The organism is Vibrio sp. 10N.286.49.E11, assembly GCF_041469505.1.
Lineage (GTDB): Bacteria > Pseudomonadota > Gammaproteobacteria > Enterobacterales > Vibrionaceae > Vibrio > Vibrio crassostreae_C.
In genome coordinates this window covers 1-249 of sequence record NZ_JBFRKQ010000171.1, presented here as the reverse complement: position 1 = coordinate 249, position 249 = coordinate 1, and the positions used below count along the sequence as shown (strand labels likewise).

The 249-nt window shown below is 42.6% G+C and carries 1 tRNA gene; it reads right to left on the bottom strand.

What is annotated here, in order from left to right:
• Nucleotides 1-92: 92 nt before the first annotated feature.
• Nucleotides 93-169: transfer RNA gene (locus AB4167_RS22130), tRNA-Arg, on the bottom strand.
• Between the last annotated feature and the right edge of the window lie 80 nt (nucleotides 170-249).

Genomic DNA, 249 nt, shown 5'->3' with positions numbered 1-249 from the left:
AGCTAAGGACGCACGGTTTTTGATATTAATTATCGACGAACGATTTATCAATATCAGGATTCACATTCTTATAAGAACTAAACCCTAAATAGTGGCGCGCTCTGGAGGATTCGAACCTCCGACCGCCTGGTTCGTAGCCAGGTACTCTATCCAGCTGAGCTAAGAGCGCACGGTTTTAGTATCAACTTAGTCAATACAAGGACTTTCATTCTTAAAAGAAATAAACCCTTAAATAGTGGCGCGTCCTGG